Below are 23,897 nucleotides of genomic sequence, written 5' to 3'. Positions count from 1 at the left end.
CTCATTGTTTCAGCTTCGCTTGCCGCTTGCGACGAGCTTCCGGAGCCCAGTCAAGGGCGCCCACTCGAAATAGGTAGACAAGGCCTGCCAACAGAATTGCTATGAAAACGAGAGCTTCGACGAATCCGGTCCAGCCGCTTTCGCGGACGGACACAGACCAGGCAAAGAGAAAAAGGGCTTCGATATCGAAGATCACGAAGAGCATCGCGACCAGATAGAATTTGGCTGAGAACCGCAAACGGGCGCCACCTGTAGGTAGCATGCCGGACTCGAACGGTTCGTTTTTGCTGCGACCCCAGGCTTTTGACCCCAGGAGGCTGGATACACCGAGCATGAAGGCGCAAAGGCCGACGACACCCAAAAGGAAAATGGCAAAGCCCCAGTTGTGGGCCATGAGTCCTGTCGCTTCGGGCATGCTGGTAATCCTTAACAGAGAGCAAGGGTCTCTGAGCTTGATAAAGAAATAAAGCAGTGACGATATGTCGCAGAGCAATCAACCGCGGTGATTTTATGGCTAAACACCGGGCAAGTAAAATTCCGAGAGCGAATTTATTCGATGGAATAAGGACATAGTGCACCTTTGTGGGTCTGCAGCCCAGACGCTACGGGCATTAGCTTGATTTTCATCAATTATGTTTTGTTTAACGTGTAATGAAGTTTTTGCTCTACAAATGATAATGACTATCGTTTGTGCGGGTTTTAAACGGATGTTGGGTGTGTCGCGGGAGAAGTTGTTGTTACTTGCCCGTTTGGCCCAAGTTGGTAAAGGGGATCTTTTAACCGAATCTTCCAAAGCGAATACCGCTCTGGATCAATGTTTTGCGAAAGTGCTGGCGCTGGGCGTATTTCCAGTGGGCGTCGGGCTCGCCACAGGGAATCCGACAGCCATCAAAAGTTGGGTAGGTACTTATGAGCAAGCCACACATTTGAGCTTCGGTGTGCCAGGGGGATTTTCGCAGGCAAAAAAACGCCCCGAACCAGTCGGGGCGTCAGATTGTGCGGCACTGCGGTTAGCTTTTTATCGAGTCCGCAATGGCCGTGTACTCAGGTTACTCAGTGGAACTGTTCTTCTTCGGTCGAGCCGGTCAGCGCGGTCACGGACGAGGAGCCGCCCTGAATCACGGTGGTCATGTCGTCGAAGTAGCCAGTGCCCACTTCCTGCTGGTGCGCCACGAAGGTGTAACCCTTGGAGGCATCAGCGAATTCCTGCTCCTGCAGCTTCACGTAGGCAGTCATGTCGTTACGGGCGTAGTCGTGCGCCAGGTTGAACATGCTGTGCCACATGTTGTGAATGCCGGCCAGGGTGATGAACTGGTGCTTGTAGCCCATGGCGGACAGTTCGCGCTGGAACTTGGCGATGGTCGCGTCGTCCAGGTTTTTCTTCCAGTTGAAGGAAGGCGAGCAGTTGTAGGACAGCAGTTGGTCCGGGTATTCCTTCTTGATCGCTTCAGCAAAGCGACGAGCTTCGTCCAGGTCTGGCTTGGCGGTTTCGCACCAGATCAGGTCGGCGTACGGCGCGTAGGCCAGGCCGCGAGCGATAGCCTGGTCAAGGCCGGCGCGTACTTTGTAGAAGCCTTCCTGGGTGCGTTCGCCAGTTACGAATGGCAGGTCGTACGGGTCGCAATCCGAAGTCAGCAGGTCTGCTGCGTTGGCGTCGGTACGGGCCAGGATGATGGTCGGTGTACCGGCAACGTCAGCCGCCAGACGGGCTGCGGTCAGCTTCTGTACGGCTTCCTGGGTAGGAACCAGTACCTTGCCGCCCATGTGGCCGCATTTTTTCACGGAAGCCAGTTGGTCTTCGAAGTGAACGCCGGCAGCGCCTGCCTCGATCATGCTCTTCATCAGCTCGTAGGCGTTCAGTACGCCGCCGAAGCCGGCTTCGGCGTCAGCTACGATTGGCGCGAAGTAGTCGATGTAGCCTTCATCGCCCGGACCTTTACCGGCTTTCCACTGGATCTGGTCGGCGCGGCGGAACGAGTTGTTGATGCGCTTGACCACGGTTGGTACGGAGTCCACCGGGTACAGCGACTGGTCTGGGTACATGGATTCTGCGGAGTTGTTGTCCGCAGCCACTTGCCAGCCAGACAGGTAGATCGCCTGGATACCGGCCTTGACTTGTTGCACAGCCTGGCCGCCGGTCAGGGCGCCCATGCAGTTGACGAAATCTTTATCGGGACGGAAGGACGGCTTGGCGCCCTGGGTCACCAGGTTCCACAGCTTCTCGGCGCCCAGTCTTGCAAAGGTGTGCTCAGGTTGAACCGAGCCGCGCAGGCGGACGACGTCAGCAGCGGAGTAAGCGCGTGTCACGCCTTTCCAGCGTGGGTTTTCAGCCCAATCTTTTTCGAGGGCTGCAATTTGCTGTTCGCGTGTCAGTGCCATGGAGATAAACCTCGTCGCATAGGTCTGGGTGGAAAAATCCTGTTGCCAGCCGCGCATTCAGTGCGTGGGCGTGGCTGCTCGCTAACCAGAGGCTTAGGCTTGGCGGGGACTGCGACGGGATGAACGATGGGCTCAAGGGGGAAGTGAGCAGGTAGAGGCGAACCGAGAACAGTCTTCGGGCATCGTGGGCCTTTGTACGATCCATCAGTGTATTGCCGGGTTACCTGGTTAGCTTCCGTCCCTCGGGACAACTTCGTTCCAGTCGCAACCTCGTCAAACACACCTTGTGGGCGGGTACAGACACGAATCGGCTCAAGTGGGTAGCTAAGAGCTGCGATCCGAAGGCCCTTGCCAGGGCCTCTGATTAGCGGGAGCGAGGCCATCATGCCCATGCTTTTTTGGATCGTCAAATGTTTTGTAGTGCTTTTTTTCAGGCACTACATCTTTAGTCTAAGACGACTAATCAGTCAGTTTTTGGTGCTTCAGTTCAATGTGTCGACTTTGACCCGCAAGGTCAGGTCATCCCTGCCCTGAGTCGAGTAGGTACGGGTTGCGCCCTGTTTGTCGGCCTGGGTCTGACGATTGATCCCGGCCAGGGTGATCCACTCGCCCAGGCGGCCGCTGACGGTTGTGTCGGCACTTTGCACGTTCACTACATCGGGGCGTTCCTGGCTCATGCGGTCACGATTTGTGCTGATACTCAGGTGGACGGTTTCGCCGGTGACGCTGGCAGTGACGTAGAAACCCTGGGTGACGTTGCGATATTGGGTCTGGTTTTGCGGGCGGCCGTAGGTGTCGGGCTGGGTTGTGGTGAGAGGCACGCTCTGGCCCACCTGGATCAGCGCCGGCACGCCTTCGCTGGCCTGGATCTGCTGGATGCCGCCGTCGCGGCTTTCAGTGCTGTAGGTAATGACTTGGTTGTTGGTTTGCTGATTGTTTTCGTTAGTGTCGACGGTGATCAGTAGGCGCTTGGACGGTATGTCCAGTTGCGCGAGGAGGGCGCGCAAGCCCTGGATCTTGTCTGGCTCGGCGTTGACAATCAATTGATTGCCATAGGCGCTGACGGTGCCGTCCTTGCCGATAAAGTTCTGTGCCACTGGCAGCAGGTCGGCGCTGGTGCGATTACTCAGGGGCACGACTTCGGTGGCGGCCATCACCGAGAAACTGGTGGCCAGGAGCAGGGCGGTGAGTAGGGTACGTAGGGACATGTCCGTTATCTCTGCGAATAAATGAAGCCCGTAGGCGCTGTCGAGTGAAACGAGGCTGCGATGGGCCACCATAGCAAAATGCCCCGCTATCGACATGATAGCGGGGCATTTTGTGGTGTTGCTTATTGGGGCTTAGAGGCTTGGATCAGCCCTCGCGCACCATATCAACATGAGGAATCCCGACTTCCAGGAACTCTTCGCTGACAATCTTGAAGCCCAGCCGCTCATAAAACGGCGCTGCATGAACCTGGGCGCTAAGGATCTGTTTGGCCTGGCCGCGCTTCTGGGCCTCACCAATCACCGCATCCATCAGTGCATCGCCGACCTTCAGTCCGCGCCAGTCCTTGAGGACCGACACGCGGCCGATCTCGCCACTGGGCAGCAAGCGGGCGGTGCCGACAGGAAAGTCGCCTTCCAGCGCGAGGAAATGTACCGCGCCAGCGTCGTCAGCATCCCATTCCAACTCAGGCGGAACTGATTGTTCGGCGATAAACACCGCTTCACGAATACGCCGAATCTCGGCGTTGTCCTTTAGCCAGTCCGCGACACGTACGCGAATCTTATTCATCGGCAAACCCCAGGCTTCCTTGCTTGACCAGTTCACAGAGCAGATCGCGGCCGTCCTCATCCGCCAACCAAGGGCCGAGGTTGTCGACGTGCAGCGAATCGGCGGCGCAAACCATTTTCAACAGATCCCGCAGCTTGCCGGGTAACAGACGGCTATGGCCGCTGGCGAATAGCAGCAGGTCGTCATCCACTTCCGACCATGCCAGGCGTGCGCTTGGGTTGCGAATCAGCACGGCGCCCTGTTCCAGGCTGCTCAGCAGGTCGTCTTCTTCCAGTTCCGGGCCTACTACCAGTTCTGGATAGCGCGGCTCGGTCATGAACTGTCCGAACCAGGTCAGCAGCATGCGCTCGTCGCTCATGTGCTCGGCCAACAGCCCCTTGAGGCGGTCAAGGGCGTCGCTCTGGATCTGGTGCGGATCACTCACGGGCTGGGCGTCGGCGTCGGTGTAGCGCTCTTCATCCGGCAGGTACTGGCTGAGGAAGTCGGTGAAGTGGGTCAGTACTTCAGCGGCGCTCGGGGCGCGGAAGCCTACCGAGTAGGTCAGGCAGTCATCCACGGCAACACCGCAGTGGGCCAGACGCGGTGGCAGGTAGAGCATGTCTCCCGGCTCCAGCACCCATTCTTCGGTGGCGTCGAAGTTGGCGAGGATGCGCAGGTCGGCGTGCTGCAGCAGCGGGCTTTCGGAGTCGCACATCTGGCCGATTTTCCAGTTGCGCTTGCCGGCGCCTTGCAGCAGGAACACATCGTAGTTGTCGAAGTGCGGGCCAACGCTACCGCCAGGGGCGGCATAGCTGATCATTACGTCGTCGATGCGCCAGCTCGGCAGGAAACGGAAGTTTTCCAGCAACTCGGCAACTTCCGGGACGAACTGGTCGACAGCCTGTACCAGCAGAGTCCAGTCACGCTCGGGCAAGGCGCTGAAGGCATCTTCGGCGAACGGGCCGCGACGCAGCTCCCACGGACGCTCACCGTGCTCGATCACCAGGCGTGACTCGACTTCCTCTTCCAGGGCCAGACCGGCCAACTCATCGGCATCGATCGGGCTTTCGAAATCGGGAATGGCCTGGCGGATCAGCAGCGGTTTCTTCTGCCAGTAGTCGCGCAGGAATTCCCGTGCAGTGATGCCGCCCAGAAGTTGAAGAGGAATATCAGGATTCATGTGTAACCTATTGAAAAAAATACTTTTAAGACGGGAATAAAAACGCCCGGCGCTGCCGGGCGTCTCAAGGGTCTTGCAGCAATCAGATGCGTTTGGCTTGTGCCACAGCGTTGCCGATGTAGTTGGCCGGGGTGAGCAGTTTTAGCTCAGCCTTGGCGGCGGCTGGCATGTCCAGGCCGTCGATGAACGTTTGCAGTGCGTCGGAGGTGATGCCCTTGCCGCGAGTCAACTCTTTGAGCTTCTCGTAAGGGTTTGCGATGTTGTAACGACGCATCACGGTCTGGATCGGCTCGGCCAGGACTTCCCAGCAAGCGTCCAGCTCAGCGGCAATTTTCTGCGCGTTGAGTTCCAGCTTGCTGATGCCTTTGAGGCTGGCTTCGTACGCGATCACGCTATGAGCGAAGCCCACGCCGAGGTTGCGCAGTACGGTGGAGTCGGTCAGGTCGCGCTGCCAGCGGGAGATTGGCAACTTGCTGGCCAGGTGCTGGAACAGGGCGTTGGCGATACCGAGGTTGCCTTCGGAGTTTTCGAAGTCGATCGGGTTGACCTTGTGGGGCATGGTCGACGAACCGATTTCACCGGCAATGGTGCGCTGCTTGAAGTAGCCCAGGGAGATGTAGCCCCAGATATCGCGATCAAAGTCGATCAGAATGGTGTTGAAGCGCGCAATGGCGTCGAACAGCTCGGCGATGTAGTCGTGCGGCTCGATCTGCGTGGTGTAGGGGTTGAAGCCCAGGCCCAGCTCGTCTTCGATGAAGGCGCGGGCGTTTTCTTCCCAGTCGATCTCAGGGTAGGCAGAAATGTGTGCGTTGTAGTTGCCGACGGCGCCGTTGATCTTGCCCAGCAGCGGTACAGCAGCGACTTGAGCGATTTGACGCTCCAGGCGGTATACCACGTTGGCCAGCTCTTTACCCAGGGTGGTCGGCGAGGCCGGTTGACCGTGAGTGCGCGACAGCATTGGCACGTCGGCAAAGCGGATAGCCAGTTCACGAATGGCTTCGGCGGTCTGGCGCATTAGAGGCAGCATGATGTCATCACGGCCTTCACGCAGCATCAGGGCGTGGGACAGGTTGTTGATGTCCTCGCTGGTGCAGGCAAAGTGGATGAATTCGCTGACCTGGGCCAGCTCTGGCAGTTTGGCCGCTTGTTCCTTGAGCAGGTACTCAATGGCTTTGACGTCGTGGTTGGTGGTGCGCTCGATCTCTTTGACACGCTCGGCGTGCTCCAGAGAGAAGTTTTCCGCCAGGGTGTTCAGTACAGCGTTGGCTTCGGCTGAAAACGCCGGCACTTCGCTGATGGCAGGGTGAGCAGCCAGGCGCTGGAGCCAGCGCACTTCAACCAGAACGCGCGCACGGATCAGCCCGTACTCGCTGAAAATAGGGCGCAGGGCCTGGGTTTTGCCGGCGTAGCGGCCGTCAACAGGGGAAACCGCAGTGAGCGAAGAAAGCTGCATGGGGTGCTCTCGGACAGTCGGGCAACGAAATGGGGCGCGTATCATACATGAAAAAATTCGCCGGCCCGCTGCCAACTGACCGGCGTATTACGCGTAACGAGGTGAAAAGGGGCCTGTATCTGCGACTTATTCGTTGCGCATCAACGGGTAAAGCTCTTTAAGTAATTTGCGACGGCTAATGACCAACTGCCAACGATGACCGCCCAATTGCCGCCACAACCGCGCCGAACGAATACCAGCCAACAGCAGGGCGCGGATTTTCGAGGCGTTGTTCGGTTGTTGCAGGTTGCGCATGTCGCCGTGGACCTGGATGCGCTGGCGCAAAGTGCTCAAGGTGTCCTGGTACAGCGCGCCACAGGCTGCGATCACATTTTCGTGGGCCGGGCCGAAGTGCTCGACCTGGGACTGAATCTGCGGCAGGCGCTTGCCGATGGTTTCCAGCAGGTCGTCGCGCTTGGCCAGTTGCCGCTCCAGGCCGAGCATCGACAGGGCGTAGCGCAGTGGCTCGCGCTGCAGGGTGCTTGGGTCGCGCTCCAGGGCACCGATCAGGGCGCGATAACCTTCGCGCAGGGCCAGATCGTCACCGCCGTAGACTTCCAGGGTGTCTTTTGGGTCGCGGATCAGCAGGCTGCCAAGCATGCAGGTCAGGCCCGCTTCGGTAACCTGGCCGGTCTTGGCGATTTTATCCACCAGCACGGCGGCAAGAAATACGCCGCCCAATGCCGTCAATTGCTCCTGGGTCGGGCTCATGCCTTGCTGCTCCAGGGTTCGGCGACTTCAATCACGCCGCCTCCCAGGCAAATCTCTGCGTCATAGAACACCACCGATTGCCCTGGTGTGACCGCGCGTTGCGGGTCGTCGAAGGTGGCGCGGTAGCCGTTGGCGGTTTTTTCCAGGGTGCACGGCTGGTCGCTCTGGCGATAGCGCACCTTGGCTGTCAGGCGGCGCGGCGTGCTCAGGTCCACCGGGTTGACCCAGTAGATGTCCGAGACGAGCAGGGCGCGGGAGAACAGGTACGGGTGGTCATTGCCCTGGCCGACGATCAGTTCGTTGTGCTCCAGGTCCTTGATCAACACGTACCACGGCTCGTCACTGGCGTCTTTCAGGCCGCCAATGCCCAGGCCCTGGCGCTGGCCGATGGTGTGATACATCAGGCCGTGGTGCTGGCCGATGACTTCGCCTTCGGTGGTCTTGATCTCGCCCGGTTGCGCTGGCAGGTATTGCTTGAGGAAGTCACTGAAGCGGCGCTCGCCGATAAAGCAGATCCCGGTGGAGTCTTTCTTCTTGGCGGTCGCCAATTCGTGTTTTTCGGCGATCTTGCGCACTTCGGGCTTTTCCAGTTCGCCGACCGGGAACAGCGTCTTGGCGATTTGTTCACCGCCAACAGCGTGCAGGAAGTAGCTCTGGTCCTTGTTCGAATCCAGGCCCTTGAGCAGTTCGGTGCGGCCGTCTACATCGCGGCGGCGCACGTAGTGGCCAGTCGCAATCAGGTCAGCGCCGAGGATCATGGCGTAGTCAAGGAACGCCTTGAACTTGATCTCGCGGTTACACAGGATGTCCGGGTTCGGCGTGCGACCGGCCTTGTATTCGGCCAGGAAGTGCTCGAACACGTTGTCCCAGTACTCGGCGGCAAAGTTGGCGGTGTGCAGCTTGATGCCGATCTTGTCGCAGACGGCCTGGGCATCAGCCAGGTCGTCCATGGCGGTGCAATATTCCGTTCCATCGTCTTCTTCCCAGTTCTTCATGAACAGGCCTTCCACCTCATAACCCTGCTCCATCAGCAGGACGGCGGAAACGGAAGAATCCACGCCGCCGGACATACCGACGATGACGCGCTTCTTTTGTGTGTCAGAAGGGGCTGGATCACGCATAGGATTTCAACGGGTGTCTTTAAAAAGGACGCGATTCTAGCAGGCCCGAGCCTGCAAGGCTAAAGAGAAGGGCGGATCAATTCGAGACTGTGGTGAAAGCCTGCCAGATAATCATCGATGCAACGGATGATCAACTCGCTGCGCCAGTTCTCGCGCAGCGCCATCAGCTCGTCACGGGTCAGCCAGCAGGCGCGCACGATACCGGCGTCCAGTTGATAGTCCGGATGGTGTTTCAGGGCTTTGGCGATGAAGCAGACCCGCTGGTAGGTCACGCCGTTGCTGGGGGCGGTGTACAGGTAGATCCCGACGACGCCGGTAGCTTCGACGTCCCAGCCGGTCTCTTCGAGGGTTTCGCGCACGGCGGCCTCGATCAAGGTTTCATTCGGATCGAGGTGGCCGGCGGGCTGATTGAGCACGGCGCGGCCGCCCTTGAGTTCTTCGACCATCAGGAAGCGGCCATTGTCTTCGACGATGGTGGCGACGGTGATGTGGGGTTGCCAGGTCATGGAGAGCCTCGATTCAAGGAGTGGCGCTATCTTTGCTGAGGATTGCGGTCAGTGTGGGAGCTGGCAAGCCAGCTCCCACATTTTAATTCGGTTCCAGACGCAGAAACCCCGGCACAAGGCCGGGGCTTCTTTGCATCCTTACAACCTTACACCAGCGCAGCAATCGCCGCGTTGAAGGTGTTGCTTGGGCGCATGGTCTTGCTGATCAGGTCGGTATTAGCGTGGTAGTAACCGCCGATGTCCACCGGCTTGCCCTGTACGGCGTTGAGCTCGGCAACAATAGTTGCCTCGTTCGCGGCCAGGGTCTTGGCCAGTTCTCCGAACTGCGCTTGCAGTGCGCTGTCTTCGGTCTGGGCAGCCAGGGCCTGAGCCCAGTACAGCGCCAGGTAGAAGTGGCTGCCGCGGTTGTCGATGTTGCCGACTTTGCGCGATGGCGACTTGTTGTTGTCGAGGAACTGGCCGGTGGCCTGGTCCAGGGTCTTGGCCAGTACCAGGGCTTTCGGGTTGTTGTAGTTCACACCCAAATGCTCAAGGGAGGCTGCCAGGGCCAGGAACTCGCCCAGGGAATCCCAGCGCAGGAAGTTTTCTTCCAGCAGCTGCTGCACGTGTTTCGGTGCCGAACCGCCAGCGCCGGTTTCGAACAGGCCGCCACCGTTCATCAACGGCACGATCGACAGCATCTTGGCGCTGGTGCCCAGTTCCATGATCGGGAACAGGTCAGTCAGGTAGTCGCGCAGTACGTTGCCGGTCACCGAGATGGTGTCTTTGCCTTCGCGGGTGCGGTCCAGGGTGAACTTCATCGCGTCAACAGGCGCCATGATGCGGATGTCCAGGCCGCTGGTGTCGTGATCCTTCAGGTAAGCCTGAACTTTCTCGACCACTACACCATCGTGGGCGCGCAGTGGGTCCAGCCAGAAGATCGCCGGGGTGTTGCTGGCGCGGGCACGATTGACGGCCAGCTTGACCCAATCCTGGATCGGTGCGTCCTTGGTTTGGCACATGCGGAAGATATCGCCGGCTTCGACGGTCTGTTCCATCAGCAGGTTGCCCTTGCTGTCGGTGACGCGAACTACGCCGTCAGCCTTGATCTGGAAGGTCTTGTCGTGGGAGCCGTACTCTTCGGCTTTTTTCGCCATCAGGCCAACGTTTGGCACGCTGCCCATGGTGGTTGGGTCGAAGGCGCCGTGTTGCTTGCAGTCTTCGATCACCGCCTGGTAGATGGTGGCGTAGCAGCGATCCGGGATCACGGCCTTGGTGTCGTGCAGTTGGCCGTCAGTGCCCCACATCTTGCCGGAGTCACGGATCATCGCAGGCATCGAGGCGTCGACGATAACGTCGCTCGGTACGTGCAGGTTGGTAATGCCTTTGTCCGAGTTGACCATGGCCAGGGACGGACGAGCGGCGTACACCGCCTGGATGTCGGCTTCGATCTGCGCTTGCTGATCGGCCGGCAGGGCCTTGATGCGGGCGTACAGGTCAGCGATGCCGTTATTCAGATTGAAGCCGATCTGCGCCAGCACATCAGCGTGCTTGGTCAGGGCGTCTTTATAGAACTCGGCAACGATCTGGCCGAACATGACTGGGTCGGAAACCTTCATCATGGTGGCTTTCAGGTGAATCGACAGCAACACGCCTTGTTTCTTGGCGTCTTCGATTTCAGCGGCGATGAAGCTACGCAGGGCGTTTTTGCTCAGTACGCCGCAATCGAGGATCTCACCCGCCAGGGCGGTGGTTTTTTCTTTCAAGACGGTGGTGGTGCCGTCTTTGGCGATCAACTCGATTTTGACAGCGTCAGCAGCTTCGATCTGTACGGCTTTTTCGCTGCCGTAGAAGTCGCCGGTGCTCATGTGGGCAACGTGGGACTTGGAGTCCGCAGCCCAGGCGCCCATTTTGTGCGGGTGCTTGCGTGCATAGTTCTTGACCGACAGCGGTGCGCGGCGGTCCGAGTTACCTTCGCGCAGTACCGGGTTCACGGCGCTGCCTTTGATCTTGTCGTAACGTGCACGGGTTTCTTTTTCCGCGTCGGTGGTTACGGTTTCCGGGTAGTCCGGCAGGTCGAAGCCCTGGGCTTGCAGTTCCTTGATCGCGGCCTGCAACTGAGGCGTCGAGGCGCTGATGTTTGGCAGCTTGATGATGTTGGCTTCAGGGGTGACGGCCAGGGCGCCCAGTTCGGCGAGGTGGTCCGGTACGGCCTTGGCGCCCAGTTGCTCTGGGAAGCTTGCGAGGATGCGCCCTGCGAGGGAGATGTCGCGGGTTTCCACAGCAATATCAGCGGAAGCGGTGAAGGCCTCTACGATAGGCAGCAGTGAATAGGTGGCGAGGGCTGGGGCTTCGTCGGTGAAGGTATAGATGATCTTCGAGCGGGTGGGCATATTCGGATTAACTCTCTTCTTTACTGAAAGCGTGCGCGGAAACTCGAGATGCGCCGGGTAAAGCGCGTTCGTTCAAAGTCATCCATGAGCCGAATGTCGATGTTTCTTCGCGATGATGTTGGGTTGCATCAGTCGAGCGTCAGGCGGGTGGACTGCTGTGGCAGCCCGGCTTTTTGGGCGGAAAGTCTCGTAATAGAGAGGCCAGCCGTCGTGACTCTGTGGTCAGCGGCGGCATTATACATAGGTCGCTATGCTTACGCCGAGCCTTCATACAAAAGGTGTCTCGTCCATTGGTCTAAAGGTCGCAGGTACCGGGCTACGCCTAAAGTCGCACGATATGCTCAAGTTTGGCGTTTTTCCCTTTTATTTCAAGCTTGTAGGCAGCTAAATGTGCTGTTTTCGCAGCGAATGGGCGGGGGCTGAGGTTCCCGTTGCCAGGCAACTGGAGTACGCTCGAGCGCAGCCAGATGTTCAATCCACAAACGGAGTTCAGCATGGGATACAAGAAGATTCAGGTTCCGGCAGTCGGCGACAAAATCACCGTCAATGCAGACCATTCTCTCAATGTTCCTAACAACCCGATCATTCCCTTCATTGAAGGTGACGGTATTGGCGTCGACATCAGCCCGGTGATGATCAAGGTTGTCGATGCAGCTGTTAACAAGGCCTACGGCGGCAAGCGCAAGATTTCCTGGATGGAGGTTTATGCCGGCGAGAAGGCGACTCAAGTTTACGACCAGGATACCTGGTTGCCCCAGGAAACCCTGGACGCGGTCAAGGATTACGTGGTTTCCATCAAGGGCCCGCTGACCACTCCGGTCGGTGGTGGCATCCGTTCGCTGAACGTGGCCATGCGTCAACAGCTCGATTTGTATGTGTGCCTGCGCCCGGTGCGCTGGTTCGAAGGTGTGCCAAGCCCGGTCAAGAAACCTGGCGATGTCGACATGACCATCTTCCGTGAAAACTCCGAGGACATTTACGCGGGTATCGAGTGGAAAGCCGGTTCCCCGGAAGCGATCAAGGTCATCAAGTTTCTGAAAGAGGAAATGGGTGTTACCAAAATCCGCTTCGACCAAAACTGCGGTATTGGCATCAAGCCGGTATCTCTGGAAGGCACCAAGCGCCTGGCGCGTAAGGCCCTGCAGTATGTGGTCGACAATGACCGCGACTCGCTGACCATTGTGCACAAAGGCAATATCATGAAGTTCACCGAAGGTGCCTTCAAGGAATGGGCCTACGAAGTGGCCGCCGAAGAGTTCGGCGCGACCCTGCTTGACGGTGGTCCGTGGATGCAATTCAAGAACCCGCGCACCGGCAAGAACGTCGTGGTCAAGGACGCCATCGCCGACGCCATGCTTCAGCAGATTCTGCTGCGCCCAGCCGAATACGATGTGATCGCTACCCTGAACCTCAACGGTGACTACCTATCTGATGCCCTGGCGGCAGAAGTGGGCGGTATCGGCATTGCACCGGGCGCCAACCTGTCCGACACCATAGCGATGTTCGAAGCCACCCACGGTACCGCGCCGAAATACGCCGGCAAGGACCAGGTCAACCCGGGTTCGCTGATCCTTTCGGCAGAAATGATGCTGCGTCACATGGGCTGGACCGAAGCGGCTGACTTGATCATCAAGGGCACCAACGGCGCAATCTCGGCCAAGACTGTGACCTATGACTTCCATCGCTTGATGGAGGGGGCCAAGTTGCTGTCTTCGTCGGCGTTTGGTGATGCATTGATTTCTCATATGTAAGTCGACAACCCGAAAAGAAAAAACCGACCCGCCCAAGTCATTGGGGGGTCGGTTTTTTATCGTGGAGCGTTTACTCAGCGGCGAATCAAGCCGTTTGTTTTTTTGATTTTTGAGTCATGGGTCTTTCGCTGGCGGTTGCGCTCAGATCGGGGGTTTCAGTCTGTGTGCTGGTACTCTCCGTGACATGCGCACGAATTTCCACCGCGTGAAGCCCCTTTGGCCCTTGAATGATTTCAAAGGTTACAGGTTGTCCGGCCTTGAGCGTTTTATAGCCATCCATACTGATGGCCGAAAAGTGCGCAAAAAGGTCTTCATCCTTGCCGTCTTCATTAATGAAGCCGTACCCCTTGGCATTGTTGAACCACTTGACCTTGCCGCTAGCCATGCCCATATCCCTCTGCACCAGACTCCATCACTGGAGTATCATCCAGTTTATCCGTCCTAACCCGAACAAATAAGGTTGACTGCGCGGACCTTTTTTACCCACTGTGGGTTCTATTGGTTGTAACACCGATTTGCCGATAGTCAAGGCGACCAGTCGGCCAGAGTTGAAAATCTGACAGGCCGCCCCCACCACTGTATTTGCACAACTGACGAACCTTTCTTTCCATGCATGCAATTAGCCAGATTCGACTAACATTCAATCAGGACCGCCCGACTCTCCATAAGGATCATCCGGATGGTCACGAGGGCGACGACGGTTCTGCAGGTATTGCTGTCCAGGAGGCTAAGCCTGCTTTACAGGCACCGCCGATGTACAAGGTGGTTTTGTTTAATGATGACTACACGCCGATGGATTTCGTCGTCGAAGTACTCGAGGTGTTTTTTAGCCTGAACCGCGAGTTGGCGACCAAGGTAATGCTGGCCGTTCACACAGAAGGACGGGCAGTATGTGGAGTGTTTACCCGCGACATCGCCGAGACGAAGGCCATGCAGGTCAACCAGTACGCCAGGGAAAGCCAGCATCCGCTACTCTGTGAAATCGAGAAGGACGGTTAACTCCGACCAGTTGGGTATGAGGTGAAGCTATGTTAAACCGCGAGCTCGAAGTCACCCTCAATCTTGCCTTCAAGGAGGCCCGTTCGAAGCGTCATGAATTCATGACCGTCGAACACCTGCTGCTGGCACTTTTGGATAACGAAGCTGCCGCCACCGTTTTGCGTGCGTGCGGCTCCAACCTCGACAAGCTCAAGCATGATCTACAAGAGTTTATCGACTCCACCACGCCACTGATCCCCGTTCACGACGAGGACCGCGAAACCCAGCCAACCCTGGGCTTCCAGCGGGTGCTTCAGCGTGCCGTCTTCCACGTACAGAGCTCCGGGAAGCGCGAAGTCACTGGCGCCAACGTGCTGGTCGCCATCTTCAGCGAACAGGAAAGCCAGGCGGTGTTTCTGCTCAAGCAGCAGAGCGTTGCCCGGATCGATGTCGTCAACTACATCGCCCACGGCATCTCGAAAGTGCCTGGGCATGGCGATCACTCCGAGGGTGAGCAGGATATGCAGGACGACGAGGGCGGTGAGTCTTCTTCTTCAAGCAACCCACTGGATGCCTATGCCAGTAACCTCAACGAGCTGGCGCGCCAAGGGCGGATCGATCCGCTGGTGGGGCGTGAGCTGGAAGTCGAGCGCGTCGCGCAGATCCTGGCTCGTCGTCGCAAGAACAATCCGCTGCTGGTAGGCGAGGCGGGCGTGGGTAAAACCGCGATTGCCGAAGGCCTGGCCAAGCGTATCGTTGATAATCAGGTTCCCGATCTGCTGGCCAACAGCGTCGTCTACTCCCTTGATCTGGGCGCGTTGCTCGCCGGGACCAAGTACCGTGGCGATTTCGAGAAGCGCTTCAAGGCGTTGCTCGGCGAGCTGAAAAAACGTCCGCAGGCGATCCTGTTTATCGATGAAATTCACACCATCATCGGTGCCGGTGCAGCCTCCGGCGGCGTGATGGATGCCGCGAACCTGCTCAAGCCGCTGCTGTCATCGGGCGATATCCGTTGCATAGGTTCGACCACGTTCCAGGAGTTCCGCGGGATCTTCGAAAAAGACCGTGCCCTTGCACGTCGCTTCCAGAAGGTCGACGTGTCCGAGCCTTCGGTCGAAGACACCATCGGCATTCTGCGCGGTCTCAGGGGGCGTTTCGAAGCGCACCATGGCATCGAATACAGCGATGAAGCCCTGCGTGCTGCTGCTGAGCTCGCGTCGCGCTATATCAATGATCGGCATATGCCGGACAAGGCCATCGACGTCATCGACGAAGCAGGGGCCTATCAGCGCCTGCAACCGGTCGAGAAGCGTGTGAAGCGCATTGAAGTGCCTCAGGTCGAGGATATCGTGGCGAAAATCGCACGAATTCCGCCAAAGCACGTCACCAGTTCCGATAAGGAGCTGCTGCGTAACCTGGAGCGCGACCTCAAGCTGACGGTGTTTGGTCAGGATGCGGCGATTGATTCGCTGTCGACTGCGATCAAACTGTCCCGGGCTGGCCTCAAGTCACCGGACAAGCCAGTCGGCTCGTTCCTGTTCGCAGGGCCTACCGGTGTCGGCAAGACCGAGGCGGCACGCCAGTTGGCCAAGGCCATGGGCATCGAACTGGTGCGTTTCGACATGTCCGAGTACATGGAGCGGCACACTGTGTCGCGCCTGATCGGTGCGCCTCCGGGCTATGTCGGGTTCGACCAGGGCGGTCTGTTGACCGAGGCGATCACCAAGCAGCCGCATTGCGTATTACTGCTCGATGAAATCGAGAAGGCCCACCCGGAAGTCTTCAACCTGCTGCTGCAGGTCATGGACCATGGGACCCTGACCGACAACAACGGGCGCAAGGCGGACTTCCGTAACGTGATCGTGATCATGACCACCAACGCCGGTGCCGAAACGGCCGCACGGGCTTCCATTGGCTTTACTCATCAGGATCACTCTTCCGATGCGATGGAAGTGGTCAAGAAGAGCTTTACGCCAGAGTTTCGCAACCGTCTGGACACCATTATCCAGTTTGGTCGCCTCAGTCATGAGGTCATCAAGAACGTGGTGGACAAGTTCCTTACCGAGCTTCAGGCGCAGCTGGAAGACAAGCGCGTGCAGCTGGAAGTAACGGACGCTGCACGCAGCTGGCTGGCCGCGGGTGGCTACGACGCGGCAATGGGGGCACGGCCGATGGCGCGGTTGATCCAGGACAAGATCAAGCGTCCACTGGCCGAAGAGATCCTGTTTGGTGAACTGGCTGACCATGGTGGCGTGGTGCACATCGATCTGAAGGACGGTGAACTGACCTTCGAGTTCGAAACCACGGCTGAAATGGCCTGATAGCTGACTGCAATAAAGCAAAAGGCGCCGAGAGGCGCCTTTTTGCTGTGTGTAGGAATGAGCTTGCTCGCGAAAAACGAAAGGGCGCCCTTGGTTGCCAGGTGCCCTGCGTTATGGTTAACCACCTTCGCGAGCAAGCTCGCTCCACAATGGCTCAATGGTGCTGCTAAATACTGCGCGCACAAAAACGCCCGGCATAACCGGGCGTTTTGTATTGACTTGATTAACGAGCGCGGTAAGTGATGCGCCCTTTGCTCAAGTCATAGGGCGTCAGCTCGACGCGCACTTTGTCGCCGGTAAGAATACGAATGTAGTTCTTGCGCATCTTGCCGGAAATATGCGCGGTTACGACGTGCCCATTTTCCAACTCCACACGAAACATGGTGTTGGGCAGGGTGTCGACGACAGTGCCTTCCATTTCGAAGCTGTCTTCTTTCGACATGCAGTAAAGCCCTCGGTATCCAATGAATGGCCCGGTGCAACTGCTCCAGGCAAAAGCGGCGTGCATTGTGCCCGAAAAATGGGGTTTAAGCCAAGGGGTTCTAGTTCAGAGTGACCCATCTTTGATTAATTAGCAGCTCAATGGGCCGATATTGGGTCTTGTAGTTCATTTTTTTGCAGTTCTTGATCCAGTATCCGAGGTATACCGCTTCCAATTCCAGCCTCAACGCTTCGCCGATTTGCCAGAGGATTGCAAAGCGTCCCAGGCTGCGGCGTTCTTCGGTAGGTTCGTAAAAGGTGTAGACCGCAGACAGGCCGTTGGGCAGCAGGTCCGTGACGGCAACGGCCACCAGCCGTCCCTCAAGGCGAAACTCGTAGAAGCGTGAGAACGGCAGCTCGCGCACCAGAAACGTGGAGAACTGGTCGCGGCTGGGCGGGAACATGTCGCCATCGGCGTGGCGTTGTTCGATGTAGCGCTGGTAGAGATCAAAATATTCTTCGCTGAAGCCTGGTTTGGCCGGTGTCACCGTCAGGTCGGCATTGCGCTTGAGAATGCGTTTCTGATTACGATCTGGCAAAAATTGCGCCACGGGAATGCGTGCCGGCACACAAGCATTGCAGTTCTGGCAGTGGGGCCGGTAGAGGTGGTCGCCGCTGCGCCGAAAGCCCATCTCCGACAGATCGGCATAGACGTGCACGTCCATTGGCTGGCTGGGGTCGAGGAACAGCGTGGTGGCCTGCTCATCGGGCAGATAGCTGCAAGAGTGGGGTTGAGTGGCATAAAACTTCAAGCGCGCCAACTCGGTCATGATCAACCCTCGGATAAGCTTTGAAATAAGTGTAAGCCAGGTGCGACGAAGTCGCCTAGGAAACCCACGGTGCGGCGCTGGGTTGGTCCAGATGATCGCGCAGATAACCGGCAAAGTCGCTGCGGGGTATGGCGCGGGCGCCGAGGCTGTGCAGATGATCGGTGGGCATCTGGCAGTCAATCAGCACAAACCCCCAGGCCTGTAATTGCTTGACCAGGGTAGCAAAGCCGAATTTCGAGGCGTTGTCGGCGCGGCTGAACATCGACTCACCGAAAAATAACTGGCCCATCGCCAGGCCGTAGAGGCCGCCGACCAGTTCATCCTGGTCCCAGACTTCCACCGAGTGGGCATAACCGCGTTGATGCAGTTGCAGGTAGGCGCTCTGCATGGCGTCGGTGATCCAGGTGCCGTCGGCGTAGCGTCGGGGGGCGGCGCAGGCCTGGATGACTGCGGCGAAGTCCTTGTCGAAGGTAACCTCATAGCGTTGCTGACGCAGTAATTTACCCAGGCTGCGGGATACGTGCAGTTCGGCGGGAAATAGCACGGTGCGTGGGTCGGGCGACCACCAGAGAATCGGCTGGCCTTCCGAAAACCAGGGAAAGCAGCCGTGGCGATAGGCCTTGATCAGGCGGTCGGCAGACAGGTCGCCACCGGCCGCAAGCAGGCCATTGGGTTCGCGCATGGCTTTTGCCAGCGGCGGGAAAGTCAGGGTGTTGCGTTGCAGCCAGGTCAGCATGGTATTCAGACTTAGGGGAGGGGAGGGCGGTGACAGGTCTAGGCCCGCCGCATCAGGCAGTGATTATTGTCGACGGGACGCAGCTCGGCTACCCCGAACGCGCAATCAGTGCCCGGATGCATAAGCGAGTGTTTCTGCAACTCTAAGGCAGAGGTGTGGTCGTAATCGGGTTCAGTGATGATCCGCTGGGCGGATGGCGCAGGATGATCGCTTTCGATGCTTGTCCAGTCTGATAACAACAGCTCATAAGCCTTTGTCAGCAAAGACAATGCATGCTCAAATTGAATTGCATGAAAATTGCCATTGGCTAGGCTGTATTGGTGAGCCAACTGCGTGGCAACGGGCACACAAACCCGTACAATGCGGCGCTATATCCTTGTGTTCAGGCGTTATCGCCGTTTCATGATCCCGTCACAGAGTGTTAAAAGAAGTATCAACGACGCGGGTTCACTTTTTTACCTGTCCGGATTGGGCAGTGTTTTTGTAGTCATTCAACAGTTGGACGCGCTACAGGCGCAGGAAAAGACCAGTTTTGAAGAAATCCACCGTAACACCTAAAACAGCAGTAGTTCCGGCCTGGCGCCAGCATCTGCACTACCGGCTCAAGGAAGGTGCGCTGATTGCCATCGGCGCTTTATGCCTGTTCCTGATGATGGCCTTGTTGACCTATGGCAAGGATGATCCGGGCTGGAGCCATAACAGCAAGATCGACGATGTGCAGAACTTCGGTGGTCCTGCCGGCTCCTACAGCGCCGATATCCTGTTCATGATCCTGGGATATTTCGCTTATATCTTCCCGTTGTTGCTGGCAATCAAGACCTGGCAGATTTTCCGGCAGCGCCATGAACCCTGGCAGTGGAGCGGCTGGCTGTTTTCCTGGCGCTTGATCGGACTGGTGTTCCTGGTGTTGTCGGGCGCGGCCTTGGCGCATATCCATTTTCACGCACCTACCGGCTTGCCGGCTGGAGCGGGCGGCGCCTTGGGCGAAAGCCTAGGTGACCTGGCCCGCAAGAGCCTGAACATCCAGGGCAGCACCCTGATGTTCATCGCCTTGTTCCTGTTCGGCTTGACGGTATTTACCGACCTGTCCTGGTTCAAGGTCATGGACGTGACCGGCAAGATCACCCTGGACCTGCTCGAACTATTCCAGAGCGCCGCCAACCGCTGGTGGTCAGCTCGCGTGGACCGCAAGCGCATGGTCGCGCAGTTGCGTGAGGTCGACACCCGCGTCAGCGAAGTGGTTGCCCCCAGCACGCCGGACCGGCGTGAACAGGCCAAGGTCAAGGAGCGGCTGATCGAGCGCGAGCAGGCCCTGACCAAGCACATGTCTGACCGCGAGAAGCAAGTACCGCCGGTGATTGCCCCCGCGCCGACCATGGCTGCGGAGCAGAGCAAGCGCGTGCAGAAAGAGAAACAGGCTCCATTGTTTGTCGACAGCGCCGTGGAAGGGACCTTGCCGCCGATCTCGATTCTTGATCCAGCCGAGAAGAAAAAACTCAACTATTCCCCTGAGTCCCTGGCGGCCGTTGGCCATTTGCTGGAAATCAAACTCAAGGAGTTCGGCGTCGAAGTCTCGGTGGACTCGATTCATCCAGGCCCCGTGATCACTCGTTACGAAATCCAGCCGGCCGCTGGTGTGAAGGTCAGCCGCATTTCCAACCTCGCTAAAGACTTGGCGCGTTCCCTGGCCGTGACCAGTGTGCGGGTGGTGGAAGTGATTCCGGGCAAGACTACCGTCGGTATCGAGATTCCCAACGAAGACCGGCAGATCGTGCGCTTCTCCGAAGTGCTGTCGACATCGGAGTACGACAACTTCAAGTCGCCGGTCACCTTGGCCCTGGGCCATGACATCGGTGGTAGGCCGGTCATCACTGACCTGGCGAAAATGCCTCACCTGCTGGTAGCCGGTACCACCGGTTCAGGTAAGTCGGTGGGTGTGAACGCGATGATCCTGTCGATCCTGTTCAAGTCTGGCCCGGAAGACGCCAAACTGATCATGATCGACCCGAAAATGCTTGAACTGTCGATCTACGAAGGCATTCCGCACCTGTTGTGCCCGGTGGTAACCGACATGAAGGACGCCGCCAACGCCCTGCGCTGGAGCGTCGCCGAGATGGAGCGGCGCTACAAGTTGATGGCGAAGATGGGCGTGCGTAACCTCTCTGGCTTCAACGCCAAGGTCAAGGAAGCCCAGGACGCCGGCACGCCGCTGACCGATCCGCTGTACAAACGCGAAAGTATTCACGACGAAGCACCATTGCTGATCAAACTGCCGACCATCGTGGTGGTGGTCGACGAATTTGCCGACATGATGATGATCGTTGGCAAGAAGGTCGAAGAGCTGATTGCTCGTATTGCCCAGAAGGCTCGTGCTGCCGGTATTCACTTGATTCTGGCGACCCAGCGGCCGTCGGTGGATGTGATCACCGGTCTGATCAAGGCCAACATCCCAACCCGCATGGCGTTCCAGGTGTCGAGCAAGATCGACTCACGGACCATCATCGACCAGGGTGGCGCTGAACAGTTGCTGGGCCACGGTGACATGCTCTACATGCCGCCAGGCACGAGCCTGCCGATCCGGGTCCACGGTGCGTTCGTCTCCGATGATGAAGTACACCGCGTGGTGGAAGCCTGGAAACTGCGCGGCGCCCCGGAATACAACGACGATATTCTCGCAGGCGTCGAAGAGGCCGGCAGTGGCTTTGACGGCGGCAGTGGTGGCGATGATGATGCCGAAACCGATGCGCTCTATGACGAAGCCGTACAGTTCGTCCTGGAAAGTCGTCGTGCCTCGATCTCTGCTGTTCAGCGCAAACTGAAGATCGGCTATAACCGCGCCGCCCGCATGATCGAATCCATGGAAATGGCTGGTGTGGTGACGTCCATGAACACCAACGGTTCCCGCGAAGTTCTTGCGCCGGGGCCGGTGCGCGACTGATATGTGCCGCGTGACCACGCGCGGCTCGCCTTTCAACCGAAATCTATGAGGACTCCCATGCGTCTTATCCGCATGCTGTTGTTGCCGGCGCTGGCTTTGACCGCTCTTTCTGCTCACGCTGATCCGGCCTCCGTTGCGAGCCTGACCAACTTGCTGGAAAAATCCAAGACACTGACCGCACGCTTTTCCCAGTTGACCCTGGATGGTGGCGGTACCCAGTTGCAGGAAACCGCTGGCGAAATGGCAGTGCAGCGCCCAGGGCTTTTCTACTGGCATACCGACGCACCCGCCGAGCAAACCATTGTCTCTGATGGCAAGAAGGTGACCCTGTGGGATCCGGATCTGGAGCAGGCGACCATCAAGACACTTGATCCGCGCCTGAGCCAGACCCCGGCCTTGCTGCTGTCTGGCAATGTGTCGCAAATCAGTGAGAGCTTTGATATTACGTCCAAGCAGGCCAGCGGCGTGATCGACTTCACCCTCAAGCCGAAATCCAAGGACACGCTGTTTGACAGCCTGCGCCTGTCGTTTCGCAATGGCATGATTAACGACATGCAGTTGATCGACAGCGTCGGCCAGCGCACCAATATCTTGTTCACCGGGGTCAAGGCCAATGAGCCTGTCGCCGCTTCCAAGTTCAAGTTCGACATCCCCAAGGGTGCCGATGTGATCCAGGAATAAACTGCCTAGAGGTTATAAACGCTGCCCATGGACCTGTTTCGAAGTGACCCGATTGCTCAACCTTTGGCGGCGCGCCTGCGCTCGACCAACCTGGACGAGTACGTCGGGCAGGAACACCTGCTCGCTCGCGGCAAACCCTTGCGCGAAGCCCTGGAGCAGGGTGCCCTGCACTCGATGATTTTCTGGGGGCCGCCGGGCGTGGGTAAAACCACTCTGGCGCGGCTGCTGGCAAAGGTCTCGGACGCGCACTTCGAAACGGTCTCGGCGGTACTGGCCGGGGTCAAGGAAATCCGCCAGGCTGTGGAAATCGCCAAGCAGCAGGCCGGTCAATACGGCAAGCGCACCATCTTGTTCGTCGACGAAGTGCACCGTTTCAACAAGTCGCAACAGGATGCGTTCCTGCCCTATGTCGAAGACGGCACGCTGATCTTTATTGGTGCCACCACCGAAAACCCCTCCTTTGAGCTGAACAACGCCCTGTTGTCTCGGGCGCGGGTCTATGTGCTCAAAAGCCTCGACGAAGCAGCCATGAAAAAGCTGCTGCAGAGAGCGTTGAGTGAAGACAAGGGCCTGGGCAAGCGCCAGTTGAGTCTCAGTGAAGAAGGTTTCAAGATTCTGCTAAGCGCCGCTGACGGAGACGGGCGACGTTTTCTCAACTTGTTGGAGAACGCTTCCGACCTGGCTGAAGATGCTAGTGAAATCGGTGTCGACCTGCTGCAAAGCCTTTTGGGCGATACCCGCCGCCGTTTCGACAAGGGCGGCGAAGCGTTTTACGACCAGATATCGGCGCTGCACAAGTCGGTGCGAGGCTCCAACCCCGACGGCGCGCTGTACTGGTTCGCCCGCATGATCGACGGTGGTTGCGACCCACTGTATCTGGCTCGGCGTGTGGTACGTATGGCCAGCGAAGACATTGGCAACGCCGACCCGCGCGCCCTGAGCCTGTGCCTCGCCGCCTGGGAAGTGCAAGAGCGCCTCGGCAGCCCGGAAGGCGAGTTGGCGGTGGCCCAGGCCATTACCTACCTGGCCTGTGCGCCGAAAAGCAACGCGGTTTATATGGGGTTCAAGTCCGCATTGCGCGCTGCCGCCGAGCACGGTTCGCTGGAGGTGCCGCTGCACCTGCGCAATGCGCCGACCAAACTGATGAAACAGCTGGGTTATGGCGACGAATACCGTTACGCCCATGATGAGCCGGATGCCTATGCGGCCGGCGAAGACTATTTTCCCGACGAGCTTGAGCCTCAGCCGTTCTACCAACCGGTGCCTCGTGGCCTGGAGCTGAAGATCGGTGAGAAACTCAATCACCTCGCCCAACTCGACCGACTTAGCCCGAAACAGCGGAGAAAGTAGTGCTTAGAATGATTCTTGCCGTGTCCGTGGCCGGCATCGCTGGTACATTATTGCGTTTCGCCGCAAGCAACTGGGTGAGTGCCAACTGGCCGCGACATTTTTATGCGGCGACCCTGGCGGTCAACTTGGTGGGGTGTTTGATCATTGGCGTGTTGTACGGGCTGTTTTTGTTGCGCCCGGAAGTGCCCATTGAAATTCGCGCCGGTTTGATTGTCGGCTTTGTAGGCGGTCTGACGACCTTTTCATCCTTTTCACTGGATACGTTGCGTCTGCTGGAAAGCGGGCAGGCACCGGTCGCCTTCGGGTACCTGGCCATCAGCGTGTTCGGCGGGCTGCTCGCCACCTGGGCTGGCCTGTCCTTGACCAAACTTTGATA

At 58.2% G+C, this 23,897-nt stretch carries 22 protein-coding genes; 7 read left to right on the top strand and 15 right to left on the bottom strand.

The window, feature by feature from the left end; translation table 11 throughout:
* Nucleotide 1 precedes the first annotated feature (1 nt).
* The 10 genes from ACZRKZ_RS08215 to ACZRKZ_RS08170 form a co-directional block, all read right to left on the bottom strand.
* A complete protein-coding gene (locus tag ACZRKZ_RS08215) occupies nt 2–415 on the bottom strand; it encodes an NADH-quinone oxidoreductase subunit A (RefSeq protein WP_133100244.1) in 414 nt (137 codons plus the stop codon).
* Nucleotides 416–1,053: 638 nt separating this feature from the next.
* Nucleotides 1,054–2,379, bottom strand: a complete 1,326-nt coding sequence (gene aceA, locus ACZRKZ_RS08210) for an isocitrate lyase (protein WP_133100243.1) — start codon at nt 2,377–2,379, stop codon at nt 1,054–1,056.
* 482 nt (nt 2,380–2,861) lie between these two features.
* Nucleotides 2,862–3,587 (bottom strand): secretin N-terminal domain-containing protein, encoded by a 726-nt coding sequence (locus ACZRKZ_RS08205; protein ID WP_463981314.1) that lies wholly within the window; start codon nt 3,585–3,587, stop codon nt 2,862–2,864.
* Nucleotides 3,588–3,732: 145 nt separating this feature from the next.
* Complete coding sequence (locus ACZRKZ_RS08200) at nt 3,733–4,155, bottom strand: GNAT family N-acetyltransferase (protein WP_463969462.1); 423 nt, start codon at nt 4,153–4,155, stop codon at nt 3,733–3,735.
* Entirely contained in the window at nt 4,148–5,314 is a 1,167-nt protein-coding gene (locus ACZRKZ_RS08195) for a ribosomal protein uL16 3-hydroxylase (RefSeq protein ID WP_463981313.1), read from the bottom strand. The genes ACZRKZ_RS08200 and ACZRKZ_RS08195 overlap by 8 nt, the downstream gene beginning before the upstream one ends.
* An 82-nt stretch (nt 5,315–5,396) precedes the next feature.
* Nucleotides 5,397–6,767: an adenylosuccinate lyase gene (gene purB / locus ACZRKZ_RS08190; protein ID WP_463969464.1), complete on the bottom strand. Its 1,371-nt coding sequence runs from the start codon at nt 6,765–6,767 to the stop codon at nt 5,397–5,399.
* Between the two features lie 126 nt (nt 6,768–6,893).
* Entirely contained in the window at nt 6,894–7,517 is a 624-nt protein-coding gene (gene hflD / locus ACZRKZ_RS08185; RefSeq protein ID WP_017137510.1) for a high frequency lysogenization protein HflD, read from the bottom strand.
* The gene (gene mnmA, locus ACZRKZ_RS08180) at nt 7,514–8,638 is read right to left on the bottom strand and encodes a tRNA 2-thiouridine(34) synthase MnmA (RefSeq protein ID WP_463981312.1); all 1,125 of its coding nucleotides are present in this window, start codon (nt 8,636–8,638) and stop codon (nt 7,514–7,516) included. Before mnmA ends, hflD begins: the two co-directional genes overlap by 4 nt.
* Before the next feature lie 59 nt (nt 8,639–8,697).
* Nucleotides 8,698–9,144 (bottom strand): NUDIX hydrolase, encoded by a 447-nt coding sequence (locus tag ACZRKZ_RS08175; protein WP_463981311.1) that lies wholly within the window; start codon nt 9,142–9,144, stop codon nt 8,698–8,700.
* Nucleotides 9,145–9,290: 146 nt separating this feature from the next.
* On the bottom strand, nt 9,291–11,516 hold the full coding sequence (locus ACZRKZ_RS08170; protein ID WP_463969467.1) for an NADP-dependent isocitrate dehydrogenase: 2,226 nt from the start codon (nt 11,514–11,516) through the stop codon (nt 9,291–9,293).
* A 494-nt stretch (nt 11,517–12,010) separates the two neighbouring features.
* On the opposite strand from ACZRKZ_RS08170, the gene icd reads away from it, so the two are divergent.
* Entirely contained in the window at nt 12,011–13,267 is a 1,257-nt protein-coding gene (gene icd / locus ACZRKZ_RS08165; RefSeq protein ID WP_133100233.1) for an NADP-dependent isocitrate dehydrogenase, read from the top strand.
* Between the two features lie 85 nt (nt 13,268–13,352).
* Here the strand turns inward: icd and cspD are convergent, their stop codons facing one another.
* A complete protein-coding gene (cspD, locus tag ACZRKZ_RS08160) occupies nt 13,353–13,658 on the bottom strand; it encodes a cold shock domain-containing protein CspD (protein WP_463981310.1) in 306 nt (101 codons plus the stop codon).
* Between the two features lie 218 nt (nt 13,659–13,876).
* Here cspD and clpS point away from each other — a divergent pair, with 218 nt between their 5' ends.
* The gene (gene clpS / locus ACZRKZ_RS08155; RefSeq protein WP_463969469.1) at nt 13,877–14,266 is read left to right on the top strand and encodes an ATP-dependent Clp protease adapter ClpS; all 390 of its coding nucleotides are present in this window, start codon (nt 13,877–13,879) and stop codon (nt 14,264–14,266) included.
* A gap of 29 nt (nt 14,267–14,295) precedes the next feature.
* Complete coding sequence (gene clpA / locus ACZRKZ_RS08150) at nt 14,296–16,566, top strand: ATP-dependent Clp protease ATP-binding subunit ClpA (protein ID WP_463981309.1); 2,271 nt, start codon at nt 14,296–14,298, stop codon at nt 16,564–16,566.
* A 223-nt stretch (nt 16,567–16,789) separates the two neighbouring features.
* On the opposite strand, the gene infA is transcribed toward clpA, so the two are convergent.
* From infA to ACZRKZ_RS08130, 4 genes are all read right to left on the bottom strand, one after another.
* A complete protein-coding gene (gene infA / locus ACZRKZ_RS08145; RefSeq protein ID WP_002553999.1) occupies nt 16,790–17,008 on the bottom strand; it encodes a translation initiation factor IF-1 in 219 nt (72 codons plus the stop codon).
* 100 nt (nt 17,009–17,108) lie between these two features.
* A complete protein-coding gene (locus tag ACZRKZ_RS08140; protein WP_149414855.1) occupies nt 17,109–17,816 on the bottom strand; it encodes an arginyltransferase in 708 nt (235 codons plus the stop codon).
* A 55-nt stretch (nt 17,817–17,871) separates the two neighbouring features.
* A complete protein-coding gene (aat, locus tag ACZRKZ_RS08135) occupies nt 17,872–18,552 on the bottom strand; it encodes a leucyl/phenylalanyl-tRNA--protein transferase (protein WP_463981308.1) in 681 nt (226 codons plus the stop codon).
* A gap of 38 nt (nt 18,553–18,590) precedes the next feature.
* Entirely contained in the window at nt 18,591–18,899 is a 309-nt protein-coding gene (locus ACZRKZ_RS08130) for a hypothetical protein (RefSeq protein ID WP_463981307.1), read from the bottom strand.
* A gap of 185 nt (nt 18,900–19,084) precedes the next feature.
* Between ACZRKZ_RS08130 and ACZRKZ_RS08125 the strand changes: the two genes are divergently transcribed.
* From ACZRKZ_RS08125 to crcB, 4 genes are read left to right on the top strand one after another with little or no spacing between them, the layout of a single operon-like run.
* Nucleotides 19,085–21,490, top strand: coding sequence for a DNA translocase FtsK (locus tag ACZRKZ_RS08125; RefSeq protein WP_463981306.1), 2,406 nt, complete (start codon nt 19,085–19,087; stop codon nt 21,488–21,490).
* A gap of 57 nt (nt 21,491–21,547) precedes the next feature.
* Nucleotides 21,548–22,171 (top strand): outer membrane lipoprotein periplasmic chaperone LolA, encoded by a 624-nt coding sequence (lolA, locus tag ACZRKZ_RS08120; protein ID WP_133100226.1) that lies wholly within the window; start codon nt 21,548–21,550, stop codon nt 22,169–22,171.
* 27 nt (nt 22,172–22,198) lie between these two features.
* Nucleotides 22,199–23,521 (top strand): replication-associated recombination protein A, encoded by a 1,323-nt coding sequence (locus ACZRKZ_RS08115; RefSeq protein ID WP_133100225.1) that lies wholly within the window; start codon nt 22,199–22,201, stop codon nt 23,519–23,521.
* Nucleotides 23,521–23,895 carry a fluoride efflux transporter CrcB gene (gene crcB / locus ACZRKZ_RS08110; RefSeq protein WP_463981305.1) on the top strand — a complete coding sequence of 125 codons (375 nt, stop codon included), beginning with the start codon at nt 23,521–23,523 and terminating at the stop codon, nt 23,893–23,895. The genes ACZRKZ_RS08115 and crcB overlap by 1 nt, the downstream gene beginning before the upstream one ends.
* Nucleotides 23,896–23,897 lie beyond the last annotated feature (2 nt).

The sequence above is a fragment of the Pseudomonas sp. c313 genome (genome assembly GCF_055407145.1).
Note: the sequence above shows the minus strand (reverse complement) of the source record. Positions and strands in the feature narration are given on the sequence as shown.